The following is a 19,747-nucleotide window of genomic DNA, read 5'->3' as shown; positions in this document are numbered from 1 at the left end:
CTTCAGCCAACAAAAAACCCCGCGGTGCGAGCCGCGGGGTTTTTTCATTTGGGGCGATTGAAGGCGTCGGGCCTCAGGCCACGGCGAGCGGCGGTGCGCCGTATTCGTTGCTCTCGGGCTGGCTCGGCTGCACCGCGAAGTACAGCAGCACCAGGTTCACCAGCGGGATCAGGCCCAGCAACAGCCACCACCCGCTCTTGCCGATGTCGTGCAGGCGGCGCGCGCCGGCCGACAGCATCGGCAGCAGGAAGGCAAGGATGACGAGGCCATAGACGATCTCGTGAATGAAGCCGGCCACGATCGCGACGATCACATAGGCCAGCACGAACCACCAGTACTCGGACCGCGAGGCGCGGCCGCTGAAGTCCACGTACTTGCTGAAGCAGGTCTTGACGGCTTCTTGAAAATTCATCGAACAGCTCCTCTTGATAGTTCCCACGGGAAAACTCCCGCGGCCATCATAAAGGGCGGTCCGCCGGCTTTTGATGACGACGTGCGTCTAGCGCAACCGGGCCAGCAGGCCGGCGGTGGAGGCATCCAGCCCCGCGGTGTCACCCGAAGCCAGCCGCGGCTCGATGTCCTTGGCCAGCACCTTGCCGAGCTCCACGCCCCACTGGTCGAAACTGTTGATGCCCCACAGCGCGCCGCTGGTGAACACCCGGTGCTCGTACATCGCGAGGAAGGCGCCCAGAGCCTCCGGGTTCAGCTGGTCGAAGACGAAGAAGCTGCTCGGCCGGTTGCCCGGGAAGTTGCGGTGACCGCCCGCGTCCTGCTTGCCGACCATCAAGGCCTGGGCCTGCGCGAGCGCATTGGCCAGCAGCTTGGGGTGGTGGCCTTCCAGGTCGTGCGCCGGCTCGCGCACGGCAATGAACTCCAGCGGGATCACGTCCGTGCCCTGGTGCAGCATCTGGAAATAGGCATGCTGCCCGTTGGTGCCAGGCTCGCCCCACAGCACCGGCGAGGTGCCCAGCGGCAGTGCGGCGCCGCTGGCGTCGACCTGCTTGCCGTTGCTCTCCATCTCGAGCTGCTGCAGGTAGGCCGGCAGGCGCTGCAGCGCGCTGTGATACGGCGCGATGCTGCGGCTGGTGAAGCGGTGGAAGTTGCGGTACCAGACGTCGAGCAGCCCCAGGCGCACAGGCAGGTTCTGCACCAGCGGGGCGGTTCGAAAATGCTCGTCCATCGCGTGGGCGCCGGCCAGCAGGCGGCGGAAGCCCTCGGGGCCGATGGCCAGCGCGATCGGCAGCCCGATGGAAGACCACAGCGAATAGCGCCCGCCCACCCAATCCCAGAAGCCGAAGGTGGTCTCGATGCCGAAGGCGCGCGCCGCCTCGACGTTGGTGGTGAGCGCGGCGAAATGGTGGGCGATGTCGACGTTGCCGGACTGCTCGAACCAGCGCTTGGCCGAGTGCGCGTTGGCCATGGTCTCGGCCGTGGTGAAGGTCTTGGAGGCGACCAGGAACAGCGTGTGCTCGGGCGCCAGGCCGCGCAGCACCCCGGCGAGTTCGTGGCCGTCGACGTTGGAGACGAAATGGAAGCGCTTGCCCGGCGCCACGTAGGCATCGAGGGCGCGCACCACCATCTGGGGCCCCAGGTCCGAGCCACCGATGCCGATGTTGACGACGTCGGTGATGGTGTGGTCGGCGCGCACCCGCTCGGCATAGGCCAGCATGGCGTCGAGCGTGGCGTGCACCTGGGCCAGTTCGCCCGCCAGCGAGGGCGGCACGGTCATCGAGGCCGGCGCACGCAGCAGCGTGTGGAGCACGGCGCGGTCTTCGGTGGCATTGATGTGCTCGCCCGCGAACATGGCGTCGCGATGCGCCTCGAGGCCGGCCTCGCGGGCCAGCGCCAGCAGCAGTTCCTCGGTCTTCGCGTCGATCAGGTTCTTGGACAGATCGGCGAAGAGATGCGGCGCGGACTGGCTGAAGGCTCCGAAGCGCTGCGGATCGGCGGCAAAGGCCTCACGCAGGTCGAAGCCGCGGCCGGCCGTGTCGTAATGCGCCTGGAGCCGGCCCCACGCCGGCGTGCGATCGCAGCGTGTTCGTGTCATGCGACCTCCTCCATCAGTTTTTCCAGCTTGACCGCGTCGGCCGCGAAGGCGCGGATGCCCTCGGCCAGCTTCTCGGTGGCCATCGCGTCCTCATTGAGGGCGAAGCGAAAGGCCGGCTCGTCGAGCACCAGCTTCGGGATGTCGAGCGCCCGCGCGGGGTCCGCGTCCAGCGCGTGCGCCAGCGGGGCCTCACTGGCGGCGAGCTCGCCCAGCAGCTCGGGGCTGATGGTGAGCAGGTCGCAGCCCGCCAGCGCCGCGATCTGGCCCATGTTGCGGAAGCTCGCGCCCATCACCTCGGTGCGGATGCCGTGCTTCTTGTAGTAGTCGAAGATCTGGCGCACCGACTGGACGCCGGGGTCGTTGGCGCCCGCGCGGGCCGCTTCGTCCCAGGCGCTGCCGGCCGCCTTCTTGTGCCAATCGTAGATGCGGCCGACGAAGGGCGAGATCAGCTGCACGCCCGCCGCACCGCAGGCCACCGCCTGGGCAAAGGAGAAGAGCAGCGTGAGGTTGGTGTGGATGCCCTTCTGCTCCAGCTGGCGCGCCGCCTCGATGCCTTCCCAGGTGGCGGCGATCTTGATCAGCACGCGCTTCTCGGTGTCGACGTCCTCGGCACGGTAGAGCGCCACGATGCGCTCGGCCCGCGCCACGGTGGCGGCGGTGTCGAAGCTGAGGCGCGCATCCACCTCGGTGGAGACCCGGCCCGGGATGAGCGACAGGATCTCGGTGCCGAAGCGCACCAGCAGGCGGTCGATGATCTCGTCGGTCGCCAACTGGCCATGCTTCTTCACCGCCTCGTCGAGCAGCGGCCGGTACTCGGCCTTCTGCACCGCCTTGAGGATGAGGGACGGATTGGTGGTCGCGTCCTGGGGCTTGAACTGGGCCAGTTGGCGGAAATCGCCGGTGTCGGCCACCACGGTGGTCCACTGTCGGAGGGCATCGAGTTGGTTCATGCGGCCATTATCCCGCCGCAAAACTACAGTTCGTGTGGTCCCTGGCTGACGGAGCCGGCGAGCGCCCGCGGCTACGGTCGGACTTCGACCGAATCGAAGGAATGCCCATGCCCCGCCGCCAACTGCCTGCCTCGCGACCCCGCGTCGTCTTCGACGACCGCGTCCACAGCGCGTCGATCGGGACCCTTGCCACGGCCTTTTGCGTCGGCGGCGTGCTGACGCTGCTGGCCTTCAACACCGCCCGAACCGCCCGCACCGCGCGTCTGGCCGGCCCGGCCGACGGAGCGCCGCTGATGCGCGCGCCGCTGCAGGTGGTCGCCCCGGTCGACCTGCAACGCTACGTGGGCCTGTGGCACGAGCAGGCGCGCCTGCCGAACCGTTTCGAGAGACGCTGCGCCGGTCCGGTCACGGCCGAATACACGCTGAAGGAGGATGGCAGCGGCCTGCAGGTGCTGAACCGCTGCATCCTGCCGGACGGCCGCTTCGACGAGTCGAGCGGCGTGGCGCGCGTCGCGCCGGTCGCCGGGCAGCCCGGCGCCGGCCGGCTCGAGGTGTGCTTCGCACCGGAGTGGCTGCGCTGGCTGCCCCTGGTCTGGGGCGATTACTGGATCCTCAGGCTCGACCGGGACTATCAGGTCGCGCTGGTCGGCACGCCGGACCGCAAGTGCCTATGGGTGCTGTCGCGCGCGCCGCGGCTGGAGGACGCTGCGCTGCAGGCCGAGCTCGACTACGCGCGCTCGCTGGGCTTCGAAGTCGACAAGGTCGAGCGCACCGGCAGATAGGGCGCCAGCTGCGCCGGCAGCGCGCTCGGCGCCTCGCAGTGGATGGCCTGCCAGCCGAGCGACCGCGCGGCCAACACGTTGGCGGCCGAGTCGTCGATGAACACCGTCTCTGAGGCTTGCAGGCCGTAGCGCGCGGCGAGCAGCTCGTAGATCTCGGGCTGCGGCTTGATTATGCGAACGTCGCCCGAGAAGATGCCGCCGTCGAACCAGTCGAAGAAGGCATGGCGCTGCTCGAGCACGCGCGCATAGGGCACCGGCATGTTCGACAGGTAGAAGAGTCTGAGCGCCTCGCCGGCGTCGCGGCGCGCGCGCAGCTCGCCCAGCAGCTCGATGGTGACTGCGATCGGCTCCAGGCGCTCGCCCATCGGCGCGAGCGTGGTGCTGAGCCGCTCCGCCGGCAGCGACAGGCGCAGCGCCATGCGCCCGATGGCGTCCTCCAGGCTGTGCGTGCCGCGGTCGAAGCCCAGCCAGTCCTCGTGATGGAACATCTCGCGCGCCAGGGCGTGCGCGGCCTGCGCCGTGGGCGTGTGCGGCGCCAGCACCGCATGCACCAGCGACACCGGCTCCCAGCTCAGCAGCACCGCGCCGAGATCGAACACAACGTTCTTCATGCCTGCTCGTTCAAAAACAAAAAGGTCCCCGGGGACCGGCCCGAAGCTTAAGCGAAGTCGCCGGCGCGACAGCGTCCGTTAACATTCGCAGGCGGGCTTCAAGCGCGAAACATCACCACGACAACACGGGTTTTTATCCATGAGTTTCGATCTCGTCCTCTTTGGCGGTACCGGCGACCTCGCGTGGCGCAAGCTGATGCCGGCACTGTTCCAGGCCTTTCGCCACGGCAGCCTGCCCGAGGACGGCCGCATCATCGGCGTGGCGCGCGACGAGCTGTCCGACGACGGCTACCGCGAGCTGATCCAGTCGCGCTTCGCGGCGGTCGAGGGTGCCAAGCGGCCGAGCCCTGAGGAGTTCAAGAAGTTCGCCTCGATGCTGTACTACCTGCGCATGGACCTGTCGAGGGCGCAGGACTACGCGAAGCTCGCCGACCTGCTCAAGCAGCGCGACGCGAGCACGGTCGTGATGTACCTCGCCACCGCGCCGGCTCTTTTCACGCAGGTGGTGGAGCAGATCGCCGCGGCCGGGCTCAACGGCCCCAAGACGCGCGTGGTGCTCGAGAAGCCGCTCGGCCACGACCTGGCCTCCAACCGCGCCATCAACAAGGCGGTGTGCAAGGTGCTCGCCGAGCACCAGGTGTTCCGCATCGACCACTACCTGGGCAAGCCCTCGGTGCAGAACCTGTTCGCGATGCGCTTCGGCAACGCGCTGTTCGAGCCGATCTGGCGCCGCGAGCACATCGCCAACATCGAGATCACGATCGCCGAAGACCTGGGTGTCGAGAAGCGCGGCGCCTTCTACGACCAGACCGGCGCGCTGCGCGACATGGTGCAGAACCACGCGCTGCAGCTGGTCTGCGCCATCGGCATGGAGCCGCCGATCAACGCCCATGCCGACGCCATCCGCGACGAAAAGCTCAAGGTGCTGCGCGCGCTCAAGCCGTGGACGGCGGAATCCATCGGGCTGCACGCGATCCGCGGGCAGTACGCCGCCGGCACGGCCTACGGCGAGCGCGTGCAGGGCTACCGCGACGAGCCGGGCGTCGACCCCGAAAGCCGCACCGAGACCTTCGTCGCGCTGCGCACCGAGATCGCCAACTGGCGCTGGGCCGGCGTGCCGCTCTACATCCGCACCGGCAAGCGGCTGGCCTCGCGCGATGCGCACATCACGGTCAACTTCAAGCCGACGCCGCACGCGATTTTCCGGGCGCCGACCAACGCCTTCAACAAGCTGGTGATCAACCTGCAGCCCAGGGACGGGCTGGAGCTGCACATGCTCGCGCAGGCGCAGGACGGCCGCCACCGCAGCGGCAACGGTCCCCGCTACGCCGGGCCGCAGCTGGCACCGGTGCAGCTGGACCTCGACTTCGACAAGCGTTTCGGCTCCGAGCGCGTGGGCGCCTACGAACGCCTGCTGCTCGATGTGATCGACGGCCGGCTCAACCTCTTCGTGCGCAGCGACGAGCAGGAAGAAGCCTGGCGCTGGGTCGAGCCGCTGATCGACAGCTGGGCCTCGGACGGGCCGCCGCGCCCTTACGCAGCGGGCACCTGGGGGCCCAGCGCATCGAGCGCGATGATTGCGCGCGATGGGTTTGCGTGGAGCGAAGAGCAGTAGGTACCGCTCTCAGATCCTGCCTTCCTCCACGGCGTGGCAGGCCACCTGCACGCCGCGCAGCATCTGCAGCGGCGGACGCTCGGCCTTGCAGCGCGCATTGGCATGCGGGCAGCGCGGATGGAATGTGCAGCCGGTCGGCGGGTTGAGCGGGTTGGGGACCTCGCCCTGCACCGGGATGCGCGCATCGCCCGCGTGCTTCATCTTGGGGATGGCCTCCAGCAGCATGCGGGTGTAGGGGTGCTGCGGCGCCTCGAAGAGCTTGGCCTTGTCGGCCACCTCCACCAGCCGCCCGAGGTACATCACGCCGACCTGGTCGGCCACATGGCGCACCACGGCGAGGTTGTGCGAGATGAAGAGATAGGTCAGGCCGCGCTCGCGCTGCAGGTCCTTCATGATGTTAAGGACTTGGGCCTGCACGCTGACGTCCAGCGCAGAGGTGGGCTCATCGCACACCAGGAACTCGGGCTGAGTGGCCAGGGCCCGGGCGATGGAGATGCGCTGGCGCTGGCCGCCGGAGAACTGGTGGGGGTACTTGACCATGTCCAGCGGGCTCAGGCCGACGGACTGCAGCAACTCGCCGACGCGCGCCTTCAGCGCGGGGCCTTCCTTCAGGATCTCGTGCTCGCGCAGGGGCTCGCCGACGATGTCCTCCACCAGCCAGCGCGGGTTGAGGCTGGCATAGGGGTCCTGGAAGATCATCTGGATGCGGCGGCGCAGCTTGCGGCCCTCGGCACTCTTGAAGGCGGCATGGGCGTCCTGGCCATCGAAGTGCATGCCGCCGCGGGTGGGCTCGTACAGGCCCACGAGCAGGCGCGCGACGGTGCTCTTACCGCAGCCGGATTCGCCGACCAGGGCCAGGGTCTTGCCGCGCTCGATGGAGAAGCTCACGCCGTCCACCGCGCGCAGCAGCAGCCGCGGCTTGCGTTCGAGCACGCGGTTGAGCCAGGGCGGGGAGACGTCGAAGACCTTGGCCAGATCGTTGGCCTGGACCAATTCACTACTCATGCTGCGATCCCATCGACCGATGACGTGCTGTGCGCATCGTGCAACCAACAGGCGGCCCGGGTCGCGCCGGCGTTGAGCAGGTCGGGCCGCTCGACCAGGCAGCGGTCGAAGACGCGCGGGCAGCGCGGGTTGTAGGCGCAACCGCGCGGAATGGCGTTCAGGCGCGGCATGGCGCCGTCGATCTGGTTGAGGCGTTCGCGGTCCATCGTCATGTCGGGGATGGCGGCCATCAGGCCCGAGGTGTAGGGATGCGCGGGCTGGTGGATCACCTCCTGCACCGGGCCGATCTCGGCGATGCGGCCTGCGTACATCACGGCCACGCGGTCGCAGGTCTCGGCAATCACGCCCATGTCATGGGTGATCAGCATCACCGCCGCGCCGCGCTCTTTGCAGATGCGCTTGAGCAGCGTGATGATCTGCGCCTGGATCGAAACGTCCAGCGCGGTGGTCGGCTCATCCGCCACGATCAGCTTGGGCTCCGCGGCCAGGGCCAGGGCAATCACCACCCGCTGGCGCATGCCACCGGAGAACTGGTGCGGAAAGTGATCGATGCGCTGCGCGGCGCCGGGGATGCCGGTGTCCTGCAGCAAGCCAATGGCGCGTCGGCGCGCTTCCTCCTCTCCCACGGGCAGGTGGGTGCGGATGGTCTCGGTCAGCTGCCGGCCGATGGTGTAGAGCGGATTCAGGGAGGTCAGCGGATCCTGGAAGATGGCGCCGATCTTGCGCCCGCGGATGTGGCGCATGGCCTCATGGCCCAGGTTGTCGATGCGCTGGCCCTCCAGCACGATCTGCCCGGCGGCCACGCGCCCGGGCGGCTCCAAGAGGCCGATGATGGCCGCGCCGGTCAAGGACTTGCCCGCGCCCGACTCGCCCACCACGCCCAGAATCTCGCCCGGCGCGATCTCGAAGCTGATGTCGTCCAGCGCGCGCAGCGTGCCGCGGCGGTGCGGGAATTCGACCATCAGGTTGCGGACTTGCAGAAGACTCATTCGGTGTGCTCCTGGCTTCAGCGCAGTCGGGGGTTGAGGGCGTCGCGCAGCCAGTCGCCCAGGAGGTTCACGCTCAGCGCGATCAGGATCAGCATCAGGCCGGGGAAGACGGTGATCCACCATTCGCCCGAGAACAGGTAGTCGTTGCCGACGCGGATCAAGGTGCCCAGCGAAGGCGAGGTCGGCGGCACGCCCACGCCCAGGAAGGACAGCGTCGCCTCGGTGATGATCGCGGTCGCGACCTGGATGGTGGCCAGCACCAGCACCGGCCCCAGCACGTTGGGCAACACGTGCCGGCGCATGATGCGAAGCGGTGCGACGCCCGTCACGCGCGCGGCCTGCACGTACTCCTTGTTGCGCTCGACCATGGTCGAACCGCGCACGGTGCGCGCGTACTGCACCCAGCCGGTGAGCGAGATCGAGATGATCAGCACGCTGAAGGCGACCGTGTCGTGCGCATTGGGGAACAGCGCGCGCCCCACGCCGGCGATCAGCAGCGCGACCAGGATGGGCGGGAAGGACAGCATCACGTCGCACACGCGCATCAGGAAGGCATCGAGCCATCCGCCCCAGAAGCCGGCCAGCAGCCCCAGCAGCACGCCGACCATGACCGACAGCACCACCGAAACCATGCCGACGACCAGCGAGATGCGTGCGCCGTAGATCAGCGCCGACAGGATGTCGCGGCCCTGGTCGTCGGTGCCCAGCAGGTACTTGGTCGTGCCCTCGGCCTCCCAGGCGGGCGGCAGGCGCGCATCGCCGAGCTCGAGCGCGGCAAGGTCGAAGGGGTTGTGCGGCGATACCCATCCGGCGAAGACCGAACAGAAGACGCAGACGAAGGCGATTGCCGCCGCGAGCATCGCGACCGGCGAGGTGCGGAAACTGTGGCCGATGTCGCTGTCTAGCCAGCGGGCCAGTGTCTTTTTCATCGGGAGGCCTAAAAAGCGGGCCTGCATCGCAGGCCCCCGGAGTCATGTGCCGTCAAGCCCTCAGGGCTTGGCGGGGCCCTGGATGCTCATCCACTTGAAGGGCATGAAGTTGTCGGCCCGCTGCGTCAGCGCGACCTTCTTGCTCACGCCCCAGGCCAGCGACTGCTGGTGCAACGGCAGGTGGCCGATTTCGTCCGCATGGATCTTGAAGGCTTCCTGGATCATCGCCATGCGTTCCGTCTTGTCGGTGCTCGACTTGATCTTTCCGATCAGTTCGTCGAGCTTGGGATTGCAGTACGAGCCGAGGTTGAACTGGCCGTCGCCCGTCTTGTCGTCGGGGCAGCGCATCAGCGCGTCGAGCGCGTTGTGCGAGTCGTAGGTGGTCGGCGTCCAGCCGAGCAGATAGAAGCTGGTGTCGCGGCGCAGGATCTTGGGGAAATACGTGCCCTTGGTCTCGGCCGCGAGATTGATCTTCACGCCGATCCGCGCGAGGTTCGCGGCCACCGATTGGCAGATCTGCCCGTCGTTGACGTAGCGGTCGTTGGGGCAGTTCATCGTCACCTCGAAGCCGCTCGGGTAGCCGGCGTCCGCCAGCAGCTTCTTGGCGCCCTCGACGTCCTGCGGCAGGCGCTTGTCCTGCGCCTCGGTCCAGCCATTGATGCCGGGGCCCACCATCAGTCCCGTGGGCCGCGAGGCGCCGCGCATCACCGTGCGCTGGATCCCCGTGATGTCGATGGCCTGGTAGAAGGCCTGGCGCACGCGCTTGTCCTTGAAGGGGTTCTTGCCCTTGACGCTCGAGTACAGCAGCTCGTCGCGCTTCTGGTCCATGCCCAGGAAGATGGTGCGCAGCTCGGGGCCGACCACCACCTGCGCGTTCGGGCTGGCATTGATGCGCGCGATGTCCTGCACCGGCACCGGCTCCATCACGTCGATCTCGCCCGACATCAGTGCCGCCACGCGCGTCGCCGAATTGGCGATGGGGGTGAAGATCACCTCCTGCACGTTGCCGTCGATCTTGCCCCAGTAGGTGTTGTTGCGCACGAAGACGGTGCGCACATTGGGCTGGCGCTCGCGCACGCGGAAGGGCCCGGTGCCGTTTGCCTTGAACGAGGCGGTGTTCTCGATGCCCTTGCGGCGGTCGACGGGCTTCTCGGCCTTGTTCTCCTCGCACCACTTCTTGCTCATGATCGCGAGGTCCGACAACACGTCCGGCAGGATCGGGAACGGCCCCTTGGTCTCGATGTCGACCGCATGGTCGTTGACCTTTCGCACTTCCTTGATGTCGTTCACCTTGGCCTTCACGTCCGAGCCGTCGCCGGCCGCACGCGTGATGCTGAAGAGGACGTCATCGGCGGTGAATGGCGTGCCGTCGTGAAACTTGACGTTCTTACGCAGCTCGAAGCGCCACACCGTCGGCGATGTCTGCCGCCAGGAGGTGGCCAGCGATGGCGCGAGGCTCAGGTCCTTGTTGCGATCGGTCAGCGCGTCGTACACGTTGAGATCGACCGAGAGCTGCAGCGACTCGTTGAGCGAGTGCGGATCGAGCGAAAGCGCATCACCCTGATTCGCGACGCGGATCGTCTGCGCGCCCGCGGGGAGGCAGAGCGCGCCCAGCGCGGACATGACGGCCATCGCGGCCAGCTTGTTTCTCAGGTTCATGGAAGCACTCCTCGGTTGAAAACGTTCAGGACGCCGCGGATGCAACCACGCTCTTGGCGGGCCGGTCCACGGCGTTCAGGGGCATGCCCTGCTCGATCAGGCCGGCATGCAGGGCGGCGCCGAGCGGCAGGATCTCGTCATTGAAGTCGTAGCGGCTGTTGTGCAGGAATGCGCCGCCGCGAGCGTCCTGGCCGATGCGCATGTAAGCGCCGGCCTTCTTCTGCAGCATGAAGGAGAAATCTTCGGCGCCCATGCTCGGCTCCATGTTGCGCTCGACGTTGTGCGCGCCCACCAGGGACTGCGCGACGTCGCCGGCGAACAAGGCCTCGGGCGCGGTGTTGATGGTGGCGGGGTAGATGCGCTCGAACTTGACCTGCGCCGTCGCGCCGAAGCCGGCCGCGACCGCGGAGCACAGTTCCACCAGCCGCTGCTCGACCTGCGCCTGCACGCGGATGCTGAAGGTGCGCACCGTACCCACCAGCGTCGCCTTGCCGGGCACCACGCTCATGGCGCCGAGGTCGCCGGCCTGCACCGCGCAGATGCTGATCACGGCCGCGTCGATGGGTCGCACATTGCGCGAGACGATGGTCTGCACGGCTGTGATGATGTGGGCCGACACCAGCACCGGGTCGACCGTGAGGTAAGCATGCGCGCCGTGGCCGCCCTTGCCCGTGATCTCGATGGTGATGCGGTCGGCCGCCGCCATCATCGCGCCGCGGTTGATGCCCACCGTGCCGGCGGGCAGGCCGGGCCAGTTGTGCATTGCGTAGACCGCGCTGACCGGGAAGCGGTCGAACAGACCGTCCTCGATCATCGCGCGCGCGCCGGCGAAGCCTTCCTCGCCGGGCTGGAAGATCAGCACGGCGGTGCCGTCGAAGTCGCGCGTCTCGGCCAGGTAGCGCGCGGCGCCGACCAGCATGGCGGTGTGGCCGTCGTGGCCGCAGCCGTGCATCAGGCCCTTCTTCGCGGAGCGCCAGTTGAAGTCGTTGTCCTCGCACATCGGCAAGGCGTCCATGTCGGCGCGCAGGCCGATCATGCGGCCGCTGGCCGTGGAGCGGCCGCGGATCACGCCGACCACGCCGGTCTTGCCGATGCCCGGATGGATCTCGTCGACGCCGCAGGCCCGCAGCGACTCCTGCACGCGGCCGGAGGTATAGATCTCCTCGAAGCCGAGCTCCGGGTGGGCATGCAGGTCGCGCCGGAAGGCGGTGATCTCGGGATGGAAGCGCGCGATGTGCGCGAAGGCCCGTCCGGAAGCCTGGAAGCGGGGGCTGCTGTCCATCGTCAATGCCCTCCCGCCCTGCCGATGCGCAGCCGCGGGTCGACCACGAAGTACAGCAGGTCCACGACCAGGTTGATGACGACGAAGATCAGCGCGATCAGGCACAGGTAGGCGGCCATCACCGGGATGTCGGCGAAGGTCACGGCCTGGATGAAGAGCAGGCCCATGCCGGGCCACTGGAAGACCGACTCGGTGATGATGGCAAAAGCGATCAGGCCGCCGAGCTGCAGGCCGGTGATGGTCATCACCGGCACCAGCGTGTTCTTGAGCGCATGGCCGAAGTGGATGGCCCGGTCCGACAGGCCGCGGGCGCGTGCGAACTTGATGTAGTCGGTGCGCAACACCTCCAGCATCTCGGCGCGCACCAGCCGCATGATCAGCGTGAGCTGGAAGATGGCGAGCGTGATGGCCGGCAGCACGATGTGCATCCAGCCGTCGGCGCGCAGCAAGCCGGTGCTCCACCAGCCCAGTTGCACCGTCTCGCCGCGACCGAAGCTGGGGAACCAGCCGAGCAGCACGGCGAAGACCAGGATCAGCAGGATGCCGATCAGGAAGGTGGGCAGCGAGACGCCCAGCAGCGAGATCGTCATGAACACCTGGCTCATGAAGGTGCCGCGCCGCAGCGCCGTGTAGACGCCCATCGGGATGCCGACCGCGAGCGCGAGGAAGGCGGCGACGAGTGCCAGCTCGAGCGTCGCCGGGAAGCGCTCGCCGATCAGGCGCGAGACCTTGCTGCCCTGGCGCAGGCTCAGGCCGAACTCGCCCTGCGAGGCGTTGACCAGGAAGTGCCAGAACTGCACGAAGAAGGGTTTGTCCAGCCCGAGGCCGGAGCGCAGTTCGCGGATCTGCTCGGGCGTCGCATCCTGGCCGAGCAGGAACACGACCGGATCGCCCACGTACTGGAACAGGAGAAAGGCGATGAAGGCAACCGCGACCATGACGATCACGGCCTGGATCAGGCGGCGCAGTACGAAAGCAATCATTCAGCAGAGCACGTGTTCAAGAATGCTAGCAGAGCAAGCCGCATGCCCAAGAGGTGGTTCCCCGGGTTGCGGCGCGCCCGGGGCTCGACAGAAATGCGGCAGGCTCTGGGCGCGGATCAGTTCACCTTGATGAGGCGCCAATCGAGCCGGTTATCGGCGCGATGGACCACCTCGATGTTCTTCTTCATCGCCCAGGGGATGATCTGGTTGTGCAGCGGGATGTGCGACACGTCGTCGTTCTGCAACTGCAGCGCCTCGGTCAGCAGGCGGTCGCGCACCGGGATGTCGGTCTCCGTCTTTACGCGGTCGACGAGCTGGTCCATCTTCGGATTGCTGTAGCGCCCGACGTTGTAGTTGCCGTCGCCGCCGCCGCCCACCGAGCGCGTGAGCGACTGCAGGCTGTAGAGCGCGTCGAAGGTCGGCACGCCCCAGCCGAGCATGTAGATGCTGGCCTCGAAGCGCTGGATCATCGGGAAGTAGGTCACCAGCGGCAGCGTGCGCAACTTGGCCTTGATGCCGACGCGCGCCCACATGGCGGTCACCGCCTGGCAAATTTCCTCGTCGTTGATGTAGCGGTTGTTCGGGCATGCGAAATCGACCTCGAAGCCGCCGGGATAGCCGGCGTCCGCCAGCAGCTTCTTGGCAGCCTCGACGTCATAGGGATGGCGCTTGTGCACCCCTTCGCTCCAGCCGTTGACCTGTGGTGCCACCAGGGCGCCGGTGGGCTGGCTCAGGCCGCGCATGGTCACGCGGGTCAGGCTCGCGATGTCGATGGCCTGGTACAGCGCCATGCGAACACGCTGGTCCTTCAGCGGATTCTTGCCCTTGACGCTGGAGCCGGGCAACTCGTCGCGGAACTGGTCCATGCCGAAGAAGATGGTGCGGTTCTCGATGCCGTCGACGACCTTCAGGTTGCCGCTCTGCCGCAGACGGCCCAAGTCCTGCGGGCTGGGGTCGAGCACGAAGTCGACCTCGCCGGAAAGCAGCGCCGCCGCGCGCGTGGCTTCCTGCTTGATCGGGGTGTAGACCACCTCGGTCACGTTCGAATCGTTCTTGCCCCAGTAGTGCGGGTTCTTCACCAGCACCAGGCGCTGGTCCGGCAGCCATTCCTTGACCATGAAGGCGCCGGTGCCCATGGCATTGCGATGGGCGTAGCTTTCCTCGGGGGTCTTGATGTCCTTCGGCTCGACGGACTTGTTCTTATCCGCCCAGGCCTTGCTCATGATGCGAAGCTCGGTCAGCTGGTTCAGCAGCACCGGATTGGGGCCCTTGAGCAGGATATCGACCGTGTTCTCGTCGATCTTGACCACCTTGTCGATGCCCTGGGCATAGACCGCGTAATTGGAGGTCTTGGCCATTGCGCGCGTCAGCGAATACACGACGTCATCGGCTGTGAGCGCAGACCCGTCGCTGAACTTGACGCCGCTGCGCAGGGTGAACCGCACCTGCGTCGGGGACACATTCTTCCAGCTGCTCGCCAGTTGGGCCTCGGGCTTGAAGGTCTTGCTGTTGTAGTAGACCAACGAGTCGTAGATGGCCGCATGCACACCATTGCCCAGGGCATTGTTCTGCGAGTGGATGTCGAGCGTGGGGATGTCGCTCGCACTCGACCATTTGAAGGTCTTGGCATGCACCACAGGGGTCGCCAACGCGGCGGCCGCGAGGGCGAGGGCAATGGGAAACAGTACGCGCTTGGAACCCATGGTTAACCTTCCGTCACAAGTCAAAACGCGGACTATGCAACACCCGCGCCAGCTTGAGAGACGGGAGAACGCTGACCCAAGGGATATCCCTGTTCGCGAAAGCCCGGAAAAGAAAAAAGCCGCCCGACTTTCGTCGGGCGGCTTTCAAGAACTTCCCATTCAAAGCTGGCTTACGCCAGCTTCAGATCAGAAAGCGTGACGGATACCGAAGTCGTAACCCGTCGAGGTCTTCGGCAGGTAGGCCGCGCCGCCGGAGGTCGTCACGAAGGACGGGCCACCCAGGGTCAAGCCAGCGCCGTTCTTGTTGCGGATGCGAGCCACCGTCGCGTACAGGGCCGTACGCTTCGACAGGTTGTGCACGTAGCCGATGGCGAACTTGTTGGCCTTCGGATCGTCGGTCGTGGTGAACAGCGTGGCCGGCAGGTTGAAGTCGTACTTGACAGCAGAGTACGCAACACGGATCAGGCCGGGGCCGACGGGCACGGTCGCGCCGAGAAGCCAACCCTTCAGGTCCACGTCGGTCGGCTGGGCGATGAACGAGTTGTCGGTGTCGACTTCGTTCTTGGCCTTCGACAATTCACCGAAGAGCTTCACGACGCCGAAGTCGTACGAAGCGCCCAGGTTGAAGGTCTTCACGTTGGTCGTGGTGCCGACGAAGAAGTTGTCGCCGATGGTGCTTTGACCGTAAGCGGCAGCCACGTCCAGCGGGCCGTTGGCGTAACCGAAGCGGCCGCCGACGTAACGACCGGTGCGCTGGGTGTTCAGCGCGGTCGGCGTCAGAGTGCCCGGATCGAACTTGTCACGCTCGTGGAAGGCGTACATCACTTGGCCATAGAAGCCACCGAGGTTCGGGGGCAGGAAATAGCCGATGGAGTTGCTGGCACGAACGTAGTTGCTGCCGGTCACGTTGGTGAAGCCGGGGACGCTCGTGGTGCCGCCGCCGAGCCAAGTACCGAAGCCGGTGTTCGCGGTGCTGATCAGGTTGGTGCCGACGCCGTTGGTGCCGAAGGGGTCGAACACGGTGTCGTTCCAGAACGTCGGGGTGTAGTCACGGCCCAGACGGAGTTCACCGAAACCACCCGACAGGCTCACGGTCGAGCGACGGGCGAAGGTCGCAACGCCTTGCTGGCCGTCGTCGTTGGAGATCGGGGCTTCGAGCCAGAAGCTGGCTGCCAGGCCACCACCGAGGTCTTCCGTACCGCGGAAGCCCAGACGGCTGGAGTTGTAACCCGAGTTCGCCAGAACGGTGCGCTTGACCTTGATGCTGTCAACCAGGAAGGGGTTGGTCAGGGACGGGATCGCGAGATCCGACTTGTTCGAGTAGCTGCTGACAGAAGCGTCAACCACGCCGAACAGCGTCACGGACGACTGCGCCGAGGCAACACCGGCAACAGCCAGAGCAGCCAGGGCAACTAGAGATTTTTTCATTGCAAGTTTCTCCAAGGTTAAACATAGGGCTCCGGTGCGAAGGGCTCACCGTGACTGGCACTTCTGTGCACCCACCGGACCCCGGGCCAACCTCCTTTTGGGAAGTTGTCGCTATTGCACCAGAGCGGCTTCGTCTGGGCAAAACAAATCGCCCGAAAACACAGCCGGCTCCGCCGTTTCGTTGCAGTAGTGCAACAAAGCACTAACTGCCTGCAAGATCTCGCGATATGAAACAAGACCTGCTGTGCAAGTGACCTATTGCGCATCGGTTCCAATCGCCCCATGACCTTCTCGCTCGACGCCGTCCTCGGCACCGCGGATGCAGCCCTGCGCACCCTGTTTGCCAAGCCCCATGCGACGCGCGCCGCGCCGCTGCCGGACAGCTCGGACAGGGAGCTGAGCGAAGGCGAGCGCCGGGAAGCCGGGGCGTTGATGCGCGTGAATCATGTCGGGGAGGTTTGTGCCCAGGCCTTGTATACAGCGCAGGCGGCCGTCACGCGCGATCCCAAGCTGCGGGCGCACTTCGACGAGGCTGCACGCGAGGAAACCGATCACCTCGCCTGGACGCAGCAGCGGCTCGAGGAACTGGGTGCACACCCGTCGGTGCTCAATCCGCTCTGGTATCTGGGCGCATTCGGGCTTGGCCTCGTGGCCGGCCGGCTCGGCGACCCGCTGAGCCTGGGTTTCGTGGCAGAGACCGAGCGGCAGGTCGAGGCCCATCTGGATGGCCACCTCGACCGTCTTCCCGCAGGCGATACGGCCTCGCGGGCGGTAGTCAATCAGATGAAGCTGGACGAGGCGCGCCATGCGGCGCAGGCCTGGAGCGCCGGCGCACAGGAACTGCCGGCGCCGGCCAAGGCCCTGATGCGCTTGGCCTCGCGCGTGATGACCACGGTCGCCCACCGCATCTGAGCGACGCCGGGGTCGCGCTCAGGCTTCGATCAGGTCGAAGCTGGTCGTGATCTCGGCCGTCTTGGCCAGCATGACGCTGGCCGAGCAGTAGGTATCGTGGCTCAGGGCGATCGCGCGCTCGACCGCTGCGGCCGGAATGCCCTTGCCTGCCACGGTGAAGTGCATGTGGATCTTGGTGAAGACCTTCGGATCTTTCTCTGCCCGCTCGCTGCTCAGCTTGACACTGACGCGCTCGACTTGGTGCCGGCCGCGCTTGAGGATCAGGACCACGTCGTAGGCGGTGCAGCCGCCGGTGCCGGCCAGCACGGTTTCCATCGGCCGGGCCGCCAGGTTCTGCCCACCGTTCTCCGGCTTCGACGGGTCCGGCGCGCCATCCATCATCAGGACATGGCCGCTGCCGGTCTCGGCGACGAAGCCCATGGCCGATCGCGCCCCCGCGTTGCCGGTCCAGCTCACTGTGCATTCCATCCTTGCAGACTCCAGAAGTCGCGACGCACGGCAAGAAAAATCACGTCGGCGTCGATTTGTGTTGGAAAAGAGTCACTCGCTTGTTGCATTGCAACAATGAGTCGGTATACTTTATTTCATCGCACACGAACTCGTGTGCACCGGTTGTCTCCTCCACCCTCCCAATTGGTGGATTTAGCCCCGAGCCGCAAGGCCCGGGGCTTTTTTCTTGCCCGCGCCTGCGGGCAAGGATGGCAGGCCTATGATCGCGGCCCTATGTCCACACCGCCCGCTCCGCTTTCGCCCGCCGACTACCTGAAGAAGATCCTCACGGCCCGTGTCTACGATGTGGCGGTGGAGTCCGCGCTCGAGCCGGCGCAGGCCCTGAGCGCGCGGCTCGGCAACACGGTGCTGCTCAAGCGCGAGGACCAGCAGGAGGTCTTCAGCTTCAAGCTGCGCGGAGCCTACAACAAGATGGCGCACCTGAGCCCGGAGCAGCTCTCCAAGGGCGTGATCTGCGCATCGGCCGGCAACCATGCCCAGGGCGTCGCGCTCAGCGCCCGCAAGCTCGGCGCGCGCGCTGTGGTGGTGATGCCCGTGACCACGCCGCAGCTCAAGATCGACGCCGTGCGCGGGCTCGGCGGCGAAGTGCAGCTGCACGGCGACAGCTACTCCGACGCGTATGGCTACGCGCTGGAACAGCAGAAGCTGCACGGCCTCACCTTCGTTCACCCCTTCGACGACCCCGATGTCATCGCTGGCCAGGGGACGATCGCGATGGAGATCCTGCGCCAGCACCAGGGCCCGCTCGATGCGGTCTTCGTCGCCATCGGTGGCGGCGGGCTGATCTCGGGCGTTGCCAACTACATCAAGGCCGTTCGGCCCGAGATCAAGGTGATTGGCGTCCAGATGAACGACTCCGACGCGATGATGCGCTCCGTCGCCGCGCGCGAACGGGTGACGCTGCCCGACGTAGGCCTTTTCTCCGACGGCACCGCGGTCAAGCTGGTCGGCGAGGAGACCTTCCGGATCTCACGCGAACTGGTGGACGAATTCATCACCGTCGACACCGACGCCGTCTGCGCAGGCATCAAGGACGTGTTCATCGACACACGCAGCATCGTCGAGCCCGCCGGAGCGCTGGCAGTGGCAGCGATCAAGCAATACGTCGAGTCGCACGGCACGCAGGGCCAGACCTACGCGGCCATCCTGTGCGGCGCGAACATGAACTTCGACCGGCTGCGTTTTGTCGCCGAGCGCGCCGAGGTGGGCGAGGAGCGCGAAGCCCTGTTCGCGGTCACCATCCCCGAGGAGCGCGGCAGCTTCCGGCGCTTCTGCGAGCTGATCGGCCAATTGCCGGGCGCCTCGCGCAGCGTGACCGAGTTCAACTATCGGATCAGCGACGCCAAGGAGGCGCATGTGTTCGTGGGTCTGACCACCCAGACGCGCGGCGAGTCGAAGACCATAATGGAGACCTTCCTCGCCCACGGCTACGGCTGCATCGACCTCACGCACAACGAGCTCGCCAAGGAGCACATCCGCCATCTGGTGGGCGGCCGAAGCAACCTGGCGCACGACGAGCGGCTGCTGCGCTTCGTGTTCCCCGAGCGGCCCGGCGCGCTGCTCAAGTTCCTGAGCCTGATGCGGCCGACTTGGAACATCAGCCTCTTCCACTATCGCAACCAGGGCGCCGACTACGGCCGCATCCTGGTCGGGCTGCAGGTTCCGGCGGTCGACCACGCGGCTTTCGAGGAATTCCTGCGGACGCTCGCCTATCCCTTCGTGGAGGAAACCGGCAACCCGGTCTACCGGCTGTTCCTGCAGGCCTAGAGGCCTTTAGCGCCGGACGCCGCCCCGTGGAGGTGGCGGCGGCGCCACCACGGGCGGGGGAGCGTCGGCCGCGGCCGGCGGCGGTGCATTGACGGCCAGCGGCTGCGTCGGCAGTTGCAGCGTGAAGGCCGGCGCCGCGTCGACGCTCGCGCCGAGCGAGGCGGCACGGGCGCTGACCGAATGCAGCACATAGCCATCGGCCACCTTGGCGCCGACGCGGAAGGGCCGCGGCGGCTTGCCGTCCACGACGATCAGCGCCGCCCCCTGTTGATCGGCGTCGGCCACCACGCCCAGCAGTTGGAAGCGGCTGGCGGCGTCCGGTGTGGCCACGACCGCGGCCTGGCTCGGCACCGCTCCCAGCATCTGCGCGACCGCTGCCGGATCCACGCTTGCCGCAGCGTTGCTGCTCAGCGCGGGCGGCGCGACGGCATCCGACGGTGACATCAGCCGCAGCCCCCAGAACACGACACTCGCGGCGGCCAGCGCCCACAGGGCGGTCGTCGCGGTGGCCGAAGGCCAGCGGGCGGGGGCGTAGGAAGCTGACATGGGGCCGGATTATCATGCAGCACAAGCGC

18 protein-coding genes are annotated in these 19,747 nt (G+C 66.9%); 4 read left to right on the top strand and 14 right to left on the bottom strand.

Annotation, left to right across the window (positions count from 1 at the left end; genetic code table 11):
• Positions 1 to 73: 73 nt before the first annotated feature.
• From GXN78_RS19690 to tal, 3 genes are all read right to left on the bottom strand, one after another.
• A complete protein-coding gene (locus tag GXN78_RS19690; RefSeq protein ID WP_106555072.1) occupies positions 74 to 412 on the bottom strand; it encodes a DUF805 domain-containing protein in 339 nt (112 codons plus the stop codon).
• 87 nt (positions 413 to 499) lie between these two features.
• Positions 500 to 2,047 (bottom strand): glucose-6-phosphate isomerase, encoded by a 1,548-nt coding sequence (pgi, locus tag GXN78_RS19685; RefSeq protein WP_106555073.1) that lies wholly within the window; start codon positions 2,045 to 2,047, stop codon positions 500 to 502.
• A complete protein-coding gene (tal, locus tag GXN78_RS19680) occupies positions 2,044 to 2,997 on the bottom strand; it encodes a transaldolase (protein WP_106555074.1) in 954 nt (317 codons plus the stop codon). The genes pgi and tal overlap by 4 nt, the downstream gene beginning before the upstream one ends.
• A gap of 107 nt (positions 2,998 to 3,104) precedes the next feature.
• Here tal and GXN78_RS19675 point away from each other — a divergent pair, with 107 nt between their 5' ends.
• Entirely contained in the window at positions 3,105 to 3,779 is a 675-nt protein-coding gene (locus GXN78_RS19675; protein WP_106555075.1) for a lipocalin family protein, read from the top strand.
• Here GXN78_RS19675 and GXN78_RS19670 read toward each other — a convergent pair.
• Positions 3,725 to 4,390: an HAD family phosphatase gene (locus GXN78_RS19670; RefSeq protein ID WP_106555076.1), complete on the bottom strand. Its 666-nt coding sequence runs from the start codon at positions 4,388 to 4,390 to the stop codon at positions 3,725 to 3,727. The genes GXN78_RS19675 and GXN78_RS19670 overlap by 55 nt on opposite strands.
• 139 nt (positions 4,391 to 4,529) lie before the next feature.
• On the opposite strand from GXN78_RS19670, the gene zwf reads away from it, so the two are divergent.
• Positions 4,530 to 6,005, top strand: a complete 1,476-nt coding sequence (zwf, locus tag GXN78_RS19665) for a glucose-6-phosphate dehydrogenase (protein WP_106555077.1) — start codon at positions 4,530 to 4,532, stop codon at positions 6,003 to 6,005.
• 9 nt (positions 6,006 to 6,014) lie between these two features.
• On the opposite strand, the gene GXN78_RS19660 is transcribed toward zwf, so the two are convergent.
• From GXN78_RS19660 to GXN78_RS19625, 8 genes are all read right to left on the bottom strand, one after another.
• Entirely contained in the window at positions 6,015 to 7,010 is a 996-nt protein-coding gene (locus GXN78_RS19660; protein ID WP_106555078.1) for a dipeptide ABC transporter ATP-binding protein, read from the bottom strand.
• On the bottom strand, positions 7,007 to 7,999 hold the full coding sequence (locus tag GXN78_RS19655; RefSeq protein WP_106555079.1) for an ABC transporter ATP-binding protein: 993 nt from the start codon (positions 7,997 to 7,999) through the stop codon (positions 7,007 to 7,009). Before GXN78_RS19655 ends, GXN78_RS19660 begins: the two co-directional genes overlap by 4 nt.
• 17 nt (positions 8,000 to 8,016) lie before the next feature.
• On the bottom strand, positions 8,017 to 8,928 hold the full coding sequence (locus GXN78_RS19650; protein ID WP_106555080.1) for an ABC transporter permease: 912 nt from the start codon (positions 8,926 to 8,928) through the stop codon (positions 8,017 to 8,019).
• A 60-nt stretch (positions 8,929 to 8,988) separates the two neighbouring features.
• Entirely contained in the window at positions 8,989 to 10,587 is a 1,599-nt protein-coding gene (locus GXN78_RS19645; protein ID WP_106555081.1) for an ABC transporter substrate-binding protein, read from the bottom strand.
• 25 nt (positions 10,588 to 10,612) lie between these two features.
• Entirely contained in the window at positions 10,613 to 11,869 is a 1,257-nt protein-coding gene (locus GXN78_RS19640) for a M20 aminoacylase family protein (protein ID WP_106555082.1), read from the bottom strand.
• 2 nt (positions 11,870 to 11,871) lie between these two features.
• The gene (locus tag GXN78_RS19635; protein WP_106555083.1) at positions 11,872 to 12,852 is read right to left on the bottom strand and encodes an ABC transporter permease; all 981 of its coding nucleotides are present in this window, start codon (positions 12,850 to 12,852) and stop codon (positions 11,872 to 11,874) included.
• A gap of 116 nt (positions 12,853 to 12,968) precedes the next feature.
• Positions 12,969 to 14,555 (bottom strand): ABC transporter substrate-binding protein, encoded by a 1,587-nt coding sequence (locus GXN78_RS19630; protein WP_106555084.1) that lies wholly within the window; start codon positions 14,553 to 14,555, stop codon positions 12,969 to 12,971.
• A gap of 186 nt (positions 14,556 to 14,741) precedes the next feature.
• Positions 14,742 to 15,983: a porin gene (locus GXN78_RS19625; protein ID WP_106555085.1), complete on the bottom strand. Its 1,242-nt coding sequence runs from the start codon at positions 15,981 to 15,983 to the stop codon at positions 14,742 to 14,744.
• A 282-nt stretch (positions 15,984 to 16,265) separates the two neighbouring features.
• Here GXN78_RS19625 and coq7 point away from each other — a divergent pair, with 282 nt between their 5' ends.
• Complete coding sequence (coq7, locus tag GXN78_RS19620) at positions 16,266 to 16,895, top strand: 2-polyprenyl-3-methyl-6-methoxy-1,4-benzoquinone monooxygenase (RefSeq protein ID WP_106555130.1); 630 nt, start codon at positions 16,266 to 16,268, stop codon at positions 16,893 to 16,895.
• An 18-nt stretch (positions 16,896 to 16,913) separates the two neighbouring features.
• Here the strand turns inward: coq7 and GXN78_RS19615 are convergent, their stop codons facing one another.
• Positions 16,914 to 17,363: an OsmC family protein gene (locus GXN78_RS19615; protein WP_106555086.1), complete on the bottom strand. Its 450-nt coding sequence runs from the start codon at positions 17,361 to 17,363 to the stop codon at positions 16,914 to 16,916.
• 255 nt (positions 17,364 to 17,618) lie between these two features.
• On the opposite strand from GXN78_RS19615, the gene ilvA reads away from it, so the two are divergent.
• Positions 17,619 to 19,172: a threonine ammonia-lyase, biosynthetic gene (gene ilvA, locus GXN78_RS19610; protein WP_106555087.1), complete on the top strand. Its 1,554-nt coding sequence runs from the start codon at positions 17,619 to 17,621 to the stop codon at positions 19,170 to 19,172.
• Between the two features lie 6 nt (positions 19,173 to 19,178).
• Here the strand turns inward: ilvA and GXN78_RS19605 are convergent, their stop codons facing one another.
• On the bottom strand, positions 19,179 to 19,718 hold the full coding sequence (locus tag GXN78_RS19605; RefSeq protein WP_106555088.1) for a type II secretion system protein N: 540 nt from the start codon (positions 19,716 to 19,718) through the stop codon (positions 19,179 to 19,181).
• Positions 19,719 to 19,747 lie beyond the last annotated feature (29 nt).

Origin of the sequence: Variovorax sp. WS11 (assembly GCF_010499245.1) — a bacterium.
In the GTDB taxonomy this organism is placed as follows: domain Bacteria; phylum Pseudomonadota; class Gammaproteobacteria; order Burkholderiales; family Burkholderiaceae_C; genus Variovorax.
Note: the sequence above shows the minus strand (reverse complement) of the source record. Positions and strands in the feature narration are given on the sequence as shown.

Coding starts and splice junctions, on each gene's coding strand:
- GXN78_RS19690 (WP_106555072.1), bottom strand. CDS start 412: ATGAATTTTCAAGAAGCCGTCAAGACCTGCTTCAGCAAGTACGTGGAC.
- pgi (WP_106555073.1), bottom strand. CDS start 2,047: ATGACACGAACACGCTGCGATCGCACGCCGGCGTGGGGCCGGCTCCAG.
- tal (WP_106555074.1), bottom strand. CDS start 2,997: ATGAACCAACTCGATGCCCTCCGACAGTGGACCACCGTGGTGGCCGAC.
- GXN78_RS19675 (WP_106555075.1), top strand. CDS start 3,105: ATGCCCCGCCGCCAACTGCCTGCCTCGCGACCCCGCGTCGTCTTCGAC.
- GXN78_RS19670 (WP_106555076.1), bottom strand. CDS start 4,390: ATGAAGAACGTTGTGTTCGATCTCGGCGCGGTGCTGCTGAGCTGGGAG.
- zwf (WP_106555077.1), top strand. CDS start 4,530: ATGAGTTTCGATCTCGTCCTCTTTGGCGGTACCGGCGACCTCGCGTGG.
- GXN78_RS19660 (WP_106555078.1), bottom strand. CDS start 7,010: ATGAGTAGTGAATTGGTCCAGGCCAACGATCTGGCCAAGGTCTTCGAC.
- GXN78_RS19655 (WP_106555079.1), bottom strand. CDS start 7,999: ATGAGTCTTCTGCAAGTCCGCAACCTGATGGTCGAATTCCCGCACCGC.
- GXN78_RS19650 (WP_106555080.1), bottom strand. CDS start 8,928: ATGAAAAAGACACTGGCCCGCTGGCTAGACAGCGACATCGGCCACAGT.
- GXN78_RS19645 (WP_106555081.1), bottom strand. CDS start 10,587: ATGAACCTGAGAAACAAGCTGGCCGCGATGGCCGTCATGTCCGCGCTG.
- GXN78_RS19640 (WP_106555082.1), bottom strand. CDS start 11,869: ATGGACAGCAGCCCCCGCTTCCAGGCTTCCGGACGGGCCTTCGCGCAC.
- GXN78_RS19635 (WP_106555083.1), bottom strand. CDS start 12,852: ATGATTGCTTTCGTACTGCGCCGCCTGATCCAGGCCGTGATCGTCATG.
- GXN78_RS19630 (WP_106555084.1), bottom strand. CDS start 14,555: ATGGGTTCCAAGCGCGTACTGTTTCCCATTGCCCTCGCCCTCGCGGCC.
- GXN78_RS19625 (WP_106555085.1), bottom strand. CDS start 15,983: ATGAAAAAATCTCTAGTTGCCCTGGCTGCTCTGGCTGTTGCCGGTGTT.
- coq7 (WP_106555130.1), top strand. CDS start 16,266: ATGACCTTCTCGCTCGACGCCGTCCTCGGCACCGCGGATGCAGCCCTG.
- GXN78_RS19615 (WP_106555086.1), bottom strand. CDS start 17,363: ATGGAATGCACAGTGAGCTGGACCGGCAACGCGGGGGCGCGATCGGCC.
- ilvA (WP_106555087.1), top strand. CDS start 17,619: ATGTCCACACCGCCCGCTCCGCTTTCGCCCGCCGACTACCTGAAGAAG.
- GXN78_RS19605 (WP_106555088.1), bottom strand. CDS start 19,718: ATGTCAGCTTCCTACGCCCCCGCCCGCTGGCCTTCGGCCACCGCGACG.